General features: G+C 40.2%; 8 protein-coding genes. 2 read left to right on the plus strand and 6 right to left on the minus strand.

Annotated elements, in window-relative coordinates; translation table 11 throughout:
• Nucleotides 1–666: 666 nt before the first annotated feature.
• Both crtW and DP116_RS26035 read right to left on the minus strand, forming a co-directional pair.
• Nucleotides 667–1,434, minus strand: a complete 768-nt coding sequence (gene crtW / locus DP116_RS26030; protein WP_339381571.1) for a beta-carotene ketolase CrtW — start codon at nucleotides 1,432–1,434, stop codon at nucleotides 667–669.
• A gap of 431 nt (nucleotides 1,435–1,865) precedes the next feature.
• A complete protein-coding gene (locus DP116_RS26035; RefSeq protein WP_048868655.1) occupies nucleotides 1,866–2,057 on the minus strand; it encodes a chlorophyll a/b-binding protein in 192 nt (63 codons plus the stop codon).
• Between the two features lie 316 nt (nucleotides 2,058–2,373).
• Here DP116_RS26035 and DP116_RS26040 point away from each other — a divergent pair, with 316 nt between their 5' ends.
• A complete protein-coding gene (locus DP116_RS26040; protein ID WP_169157906.1) occupies nucleotides 2,374–3,192 on the plus strand; it encodes an SDR family NAD(P)-dependent oxidoreductase in 819 nt (272 codons plus the stop codon).
• Nucleotides 3,193–3,216: 24 nt separating this feature from the next.
• Here the strand turns inward: DP116_RS26040 and DP116_RS26045 are convergent, their stop codons facing one another.
• From DP116_RS26045 to DP116_RS26060, 4 genes are all read right to left on the minus strand, one after another.
• Entirely contained in the window at nucleotides 3,217–3,675 is a 459-nt protein-coding gene (locus DP116_RS26045; RefSeq protein WP_169157907.1) for an SRPBCC family protein, read from the minus strand.
• 143 nt (nucleotides 3,676–3,818) lie between these two features.
• Nucleotides 3,819–4,007 carry a CPXCG motif-containing cysteine-rich protein gene (locus DP116_RS26050; RefSeq protein ID WP_169157908.1) on the minus strand — a complete coding sequence of 63 codons (189 nt, stop codon included), beginning with the start codon at nucleotides 4,005–4,007 and terminating at the stop codon, nucleotides 3,819–3,821.
• A complete protein-coding gene (locus DP116_RS26055) occupies nucleotides 4,008–5,654 on the minus strand; it encodes a radical SAM protein (RefSeq protein WP_169157909.1) in 1,647 nt (548 codons plus the stop codon). It abuts the gene before it with no gap.
• Between the two features lie 20 nt (nucleotides 5,655–5,674).
• The gene (locus tag DP116_RS26060) at nucleotides 5,675–5,929 is read right to left on the minus strand and encodes a SemiSWEET transporter (RefSeq protein WP_169157910.1); all 255 of its coding nucleotides are present in this window, start codon (nucleotides 5,927–5,929) and stop codon (nucleotides 5,675–5,677) included.
• A gap of 246 nt (nucleotides 5,930–6,175) precedes the next feature.
• On the opposite strand from DP116_RS26060, the gene DP116_RS26065 reads away from it, so the two are divergent.
• The gene (locus tag DP116_RS26065; RefSeq protein WP_169157911.1) at nucleotides 6,176–6,580 is read left to right on the plus strand and encodes a hypothetical protein; all 405 of its coding nucleotides are present in this window, start codon (nucleotides 6,176–6,178) and stop codon (nucleotides 6,578–6,580) included.
• Nucleotides 6,581–6,705 lie beyond the last annotated feature (125 nt).

Below are 6,705 nucleotides of genomic sequence, written 5' to 3' on the forward strand. Positions count from 1 at the left end.
GGCATGTGGCGTCCCTGGGCTAAAGCCACAGGGTTTTCATCTCACCCACTATAAGGGTTGATAAACTGGCATTTCTTGGTAACAGTGACTACAACGCCAGTAAATTCCTTTCAAGTCTATGTGACGGAGCAAAGTGTATGAGCAGCAAGAGCAAGTATGCTTACTTATCATGGGTTGATAGGTATATATGGCTGTATTTACTTGGCTACTCCCACTTGTAGAAGAAGTCAGCGCTTGAAGAGATTTATTTAATAAAACTTGCATTTTTTAACCTGATTGTTGTTAACGTTTGGCTCAATTTTCACTCTTTAACTGACATACAACACCTCTCGAACCAAATAGGGTGTAGAGATTTACATCCGGGAAGGCGTCTATGGCAATGTGTCTATGGCGTAGTCACGTAACCGAAAATAATTCTCTTTAGCTTAATCTTAGCATGGAATATGTGATTACGCTTTTTGTCCATGTAATACCTTAGTAGGGCGTTGTTCCTAACAATCTGTTTTAAGTAGTCCGCCCTAACCATCTGTACGACTGGGTAACGAGTAATTAGTTTAAAGCCTCGTCTCTTTATGGGCGAAAATAGGAAAAAATTTTTCCTTACTGAAACTCCATCCCCTAGGGGATTAAGTTCTGAGTTCTGACTCCTTTTATATACTTGATAGATTAGTTCTGACTAATTTTTGACCGCTTCAACATATGAACATCTGGCAATTGCCACCAAGGAACATGAGGAGACTCGTGATGTTCTTCGTGATAGCCAAAATGATAGCAGGTAAGAAATGACCACCAAACAGGATATGAGATAGTTTGCGCACGGTGAGGTTCACTATACCCGTCTTTTGGCTCACGGTGGGGCAAGAACGTACCGAAATAAAATAGCTGTATTGAACTGATAAGTGCAGGTATTGCCCAAAAGAAAGTGAGATTTGTTCTGGGTATATGAACTATGAAATAGGCAAAGTTATAGATAATCGTGATGATGAGCATCTGCCCCCAACTTGAGTAATTTTTCATGAAATAAAAATACCAAGCAAAGAAATTTTTATGTTCGCCGTCGTGAAAATCGGGGTCTTTTTCACTGGCAGGATTATGATGATGCATCCAATGCTTTTTTAAAAGTTTTTCATAAGGTAAAAAACCATAGAGTGTTAAACATAGTGAACCAATAAAATGATTAATTTTGTTGTTTCTAGGAAAGACTACCCCATGCATAGCATCATGAGTTGTAATAAATAATCCTGTGTAGAGAAATGCCTGCCAAAGCACAGCAAGCGATAAAGTCAAGATATTAAAGTGAGAGATATCCACAGAAAGTAATAGAATCAAGCTCGTTAGCCAAGTTGCAATAATTACAAGAGCAATGACCATTCCTGTGGTAGATTCACTGTGAGTTTTTCGTTGATGACCTGTTGGTTTTTCTAATTGTTGAATCACGGTTGTACTTTATTTTGGGCGAAAGTTCACAAAAATAAGCTCATGACGAGACACACTAATAGCTCACACAGCCACTTCATCAGTAGTGACAGTACTTTTCAACAAGCGTGAGGTAGAGTGGCAAGATGCGAACCTTTTCCATAATTCCCCGACTGTATTTCATCCAGTTGCCAGTTGCTGTATTGTTGTCCTACAAGCAACCTTAGTTTGAGAATTATGTAGAAATGTTAACTTACTTTAATATTTACATACAATTGCCATACCGAAAACTTTTTTGGTCTGGAGGTTAGCTGGTATGGGTGTAAGACAGCAAAATTCTAGAGAAAGATTCAGAACCCAGAACCCAGAGTGCACAAGAGGTTGGCTGTTGTGTCTGTAGTGTCAGCTTATATCTCTAGCTAATTTGTGAGTTCTGGGTTCTTTCAAATCTAGTGAATGAGGTTGAGTACGTCACGCAGAACGCTAAAGCCGTTAAGATCCCAAAGAAGGTAGGCGATAAAACCAATCATGGCTAAGCGACCTTGCCAAAGTTCAGACTGTGGAGTAAACCCAAATTTAACTGCGTTGCGATCGCTTCCGTTATATGCCTTTTCAGTAGCATCAGTAGGATAGTTTCCCATTGTTAAGTTTCCTAAAGTATTTAAATTACATTTTTCATAGTAGTGATCCCTCTAGTGTGCGCTATCTCTCTACAGTGTCAAAGCGATAGCTAGTCTAAAGGATGAGATTTTGAGTGGTTCACGTAAAGATTTGTAATACAAAAGGTTAATAGGAGTTTGATTAACCTTCCAAATAGAGGATTATTCTTGTCATCAGGTAGTAGTCAGGTATACCAAAAAAATTTGAAAAGAAAAAAATTGAAAATCTAACGTTAGTCAGAAGGTTTATTAAATTTTGTTGCTCAAACTATAGGAAATAGAGTTTTTAACTGAAAATATGGCTCCTACAGTACTGATTACAGGTGCTTCCCAAGGTATTGGGAAAGCAACAGCACTTCTATTTGCACGCAAAGGATATGACCTGGTACTCACTGCACGTCAACTTGACGAATTGGAAAGGGTAGCACAGGAGGTGCAAAGCCTTGGTTGTCTAGCACCACTTATAGTTCCTTGCGATGTTAGAGACTCATCGCAGGTGGAAACACTGGTGGAAAAGGCTTTGGATCATTATGGCTATATTGATCTATTAATTAACAATGCAGGCATTTTCGCAGAAGGACCAGTGGAGCAGTTTTCTCTTAGCGATTGGCACCAAATCATAGATACTAATTTATGGGGATATATTCACACAATTCATGCCCTTTTGCCTCATTTCCTTCAAAGGAGAACTGGAACAATTGTGAATATAAGTTCCATTGGTGGTAAAGTGCCTACTCCTTACTTAGTGCCGTACTCCACCAGTAAGTTTGGCGTCACAGGTTTGACAGAGGCGCTACACGCAGAATTAAAGCCAAAAGGTGTTCACGTTTGTGGAATTTACCCCAATGTGATCAAGAGTCGTTTTGTGGAAGCGGCTGTTTTTCGTGGTAAAGATGAGCAAGATGCGAAATCCCGTCGTGATCAGATGAACAGCGTCCTAGAAATTCCAGGTGTGGAGAAGCCTGAGGATGTGGCAAATGCCATTTGGGACGCTGTTAAAAACCACAAGTCTGAGGTATTTGTGGGTTCGGCGAATTTGTCGCAAGCGTTTTATCGATTGTTTCCAGGCTTGCTTCAGTGGGTTTCTCAGCAAGCTTTGAAAAATAAAGATCAATAAAAGCTGAGAATGTACAGAATTTACTTAAGGTACTAATGGTGACTCGCATTCACGTTTCGTCACAAAATGTCGGTAACGAAACATCGCTTCTAACTGGACTTGGACAAGCCAACCACTGACAAATTCCACAGGTTCTCCGCCTGGCATAGAAAAGGAAATGTCATCAGTCAATCTCGTTTGACCATTTTCTGCTTGAAATAAATGTCGATGCACCCAATAATCAAAAGGTCCGGAAATTTGTTCGTCGGTAAACAGGTGATGTTCTTGGTATTCTGTGTGACTTGCTAACCAACGCAAAGGCAATGGTCCCAAAAAAAGGCGAAACTCAGTGATAGCACCCCTTCCAAGTCCCCCTTCGCGGCGGAGGACTTGAACGGGTTGCCAAGGTGGAGTCAGCAGTTGCATAACATCTGGTCTTTCGTGGAATTTCCAAACAACCTCCACTGGTGCATTAATGACTGATGAATATTTAAAGTGCAGCATTTCAACGGTTTTCGATTTTGTAAGTAATAATTAATAATTGTTAGTTGTTAGTTAAGTTTCTTAATAACCACTAACGACTAACCATTAGTTATTCCCTATGACTTATTACCAAAAAATTTTCAATTTAAAATCAGTAGAAAAGTTCATTCCTCATATTCAGTATCTATCTCTACATCAAGAGTCTCTTCATCAATCCGCACGTAAAGAATATTAGGACGACAGCAAACTTGACAATCTTCTACGTAAGATTGGTGTCCACCTGCGCTGAAATCAACGAAGGTGGTATTGGGTTCGCCACAATAGGCGCAGTAGTATTCGGCTGTTGTTTGCATTTAGTTGTTTAACGGTTGAAGTTCTCTTTGGGATAAGTTGAAATGACTCGTGGCATCAGCCAAGTGCTTTAGTAGTGTAGACTGTGGTAATGGTCCTTGCAAGTGGTTCCAAGGTAATATTTGGTCTGTTGACCAATTGGTATGAACGTAAAAATCTAAGTCGGGGATTTGTCCTTTGAGTTGTTTGAAAGCACGTTTGTAACTACCCAAAGAATCACCAAAGTCGCGGGTGAGTTCTAGGAGGTGGGAGAGTCGGCGATCGCCTCTCGACAACAAAGCCTGAATAATTGACCAATTATAACTTTCCGGACGAAAGTCTATTCCTTGAGGCTTGAGTTTTTTCTGTAAAAACTGCAACCTCTTTTCTGCTTGCGGATTCACCCCAAACCACTGAAATGGTGTATGTGCCTTGGGAACAAAGGTGGTACACCCCAGTGTTAACCGTAGTCCAGGAGCAGCTTTTTTGATATCGCGCATCATCGTTACGGTTTCATCCAAATCCTCTGGTTCCTCACCAGGAATTCCCACCATTCCGTAGAGTTTCAAACCAGATAATCCCCCAGCTTTGGCATTTCCTGCTGCTTGGATGATTTCATCATTGTGCAACTTTTTATTGATAATCCGTCGTAATTTTTCAGAACCACTTTCTACTGCAATGGTGAGGGATCTTGTATCTCGTTTTGCCAAAGTCTGCGCCAATTGTACAGTGACTGTGTTTGTTCGTACTGAGGAAATGCTCAGACGTATATCATCGTACTTTGGCTGATTGATGTAATCTAGTAAAGCTTCAAATTCCGGATGTTGAGTAACTGAAGCTCCCAATAATCCTAACCGATTTGTGACTGATAACCCTTTTTCAATTGCTGGAATGAGTGAACTATCAACACTCGCTGTTCTAAAAGGTAATGTCAGATAACTTGCCAAACAGAAGCGACACATTTCTGGACAACTTCTCACCACTTCCACCATGAAGATATTTTCCCAAGCCGCTTTTTCTGTCACCACTGTTGATGCTGAAAGGACATTTCCCCTGTAAGTTTGCTTTTGCACCACAGCAGGAATTTCTGAGGAAATTGGTTGAATTGATTTGACACCATTATCTGATGCGTGATATTCCACATAATACAAACTAGGAACATAAACACCAGAAACTTGTGCTAATGCTTTGAGTTGGGTTTGTCTGTCAGCGTTTCTAACTTCTTTGTAAGCTTCAATAAAATTCCCCAGTAAAATTTCCCCATCTCCCAGCAAAATCACATCAAAGAAATCTGCGAAAGGTTCGGGGTTAGCTGTGAGTACGGGACCACCACCAAAAACTATGGGATGATGATTATCTCGGGCATTTGCTCTGATGGGAATTTCCAAAGATTCCAGCAGATTCAAAACATTGACATAATCGAGTTCCCACGACATGGAAAAGCCTAATAATTCCGGCTTTCTTGGGAGTTGTTCATGAGTGTCGGTGAACAAACGACTCACCTGCACATCAGAACGCATTGCTAAAGTTGCCCATACCACCTGATAGCCAAGGCTAGTAATACCCACAGTGTACTCGTTGGGAAAAGCAAAAATGGTGGGAACAGCGTCAGTGTTAGGAATAGCAGGGGTAAATAAAAGGCGTTCAGCAGTAAATAAAGAAGATGTCACAGGTGTTTACAATAAACAGATTATCTATATTTAATTTTAAACCATAGAATTATGAGGTTAAAAAATAATGTTACGGCGTTAGCAAGAATAATCGGTAAAGCATTTAGAGAAATTCCATAGATTAACCATAGAAATATCCCTAAATTGAAGAAGATAAGCATGGCAAATGAAACATCTTTTGCTGATTTGGATTGCCACGTTTTCAGCATTTGCGGCAAGAAGGAAAATGTAGTTAACGTTGCCGCAACTAATCCTAATATGTTAATCCAATTCATGGAGATGCAACCCTTATAATATTTGTTTAAGATGATATCAGCACAAGAAGTGCAGGAGATACGAGTGCAAGCGCATATTCGACTTCTGGTGGTGATCATGCTCCCACACTGCAATTATCTTTGCATAACTTACAATCTGTGCTCTAAAAGCAGGTAAGCGAATAATATATCAAGTTTTCCGTAATCACCTTCACTCGTGCTGTAGAACTTAGTAACAAATTCAACAGATATTAATAGTCATCAAGAATGGAACTTCGTCCTTACTTTTGGCATCGATTTATTTTCTCCGTAGTTGGTGTATGTTCGCTGTCACTTCCCTTCGCGCAAAGTGTTCAAGCAACTCCAGCACAAGAAGTGCGTAACTTCTGTCGCAAGCAGGAGAGTATATTTGTTGCTGCGGAGACTAAGAATTTTTGGGTAAGTATCTGTGGTAGTGAATCACCACTGACTTATGTGGGTGTAAATAAAAAGACTGGTAAAGCTGTACGACTACCTCTAAGTGTAAATGGGCGAGACTCCAAGGGGGAGTACTTTGAAGCTGTTAGTGGCGATTATACTTATATTCTGGCAGAATCGACCAAAGGCAAAAACTTGACTGTTGCTAAAGGTAGTCGTGAAATTCTGCGCGAACCAGTCATTAGAGGTTGGTAAGCGTCAAAACAGCTATGACTTGCAGTAGTTGACTAAATTCTGAGGCTATAGTTTGAGCCAAAGAATTATTTGTGACCATAATTTCTAGCAATTTGGATTTAGGTGCTATAGCAATCCTATATGAG

Source organism: Brasilonema bromeliae SPC951, assembly GCF_012912135.1.
In the GTDB taxonomy this organism is placed as follows: domain Bacteria; phylum Cyanobacteriota; class Cyanobacteriia; order Cyanobacteriales; family Nostocaceae; genus Brasilonema; species Brasilonema bromeliae.

Excerpts from the sequence above, each read along its gene's own strand:
- DP116_RS26035 (WP_048868655.1), bottom strand. The coding sequence starts at position 2,057 with ATGGGAAACTATCCTACTGATGCTACTGAAAAGGCATATAACGGAAGC.
- DP116_RS26040 (WP_169157906.1), top strand. The coding sequence starts at position 2,374 with ATGGCTCCTACAGTACTGATTACAGGTGCTTCCCAAGGTATTGGGAAA.
- DP116_RS26045 (WP_169157907.1), bottom strand. The coding sequence starts at position 3,675 with ATGCTGCACTTTAAATATTCATCAGTCATTAATGCACCAGTGGAGGTT.
- DP116_RS26050 (WP_169157908.1), bottom strand. The coding sequence starts at position 4,007 with ATGCAAACAACAGCCGAATACTACTGCGCCTATTGTGGCGAACCCAAT.
- DP116_RS26060 (WP_169157910.1), bottom strand. The coding sequence starts at position 5,929 with ATGAATTGGATTAACATATTAGGATTAGTTGCGGCAACGTTAACTACA.
- DP116_RS26065 (WP_169157911.1), top strand. The coding sequence starts at position 6,176 with ATGGAACTTCGTCCTTACTTTTGGCATCGATTTATTTTCTCCGTAGTT.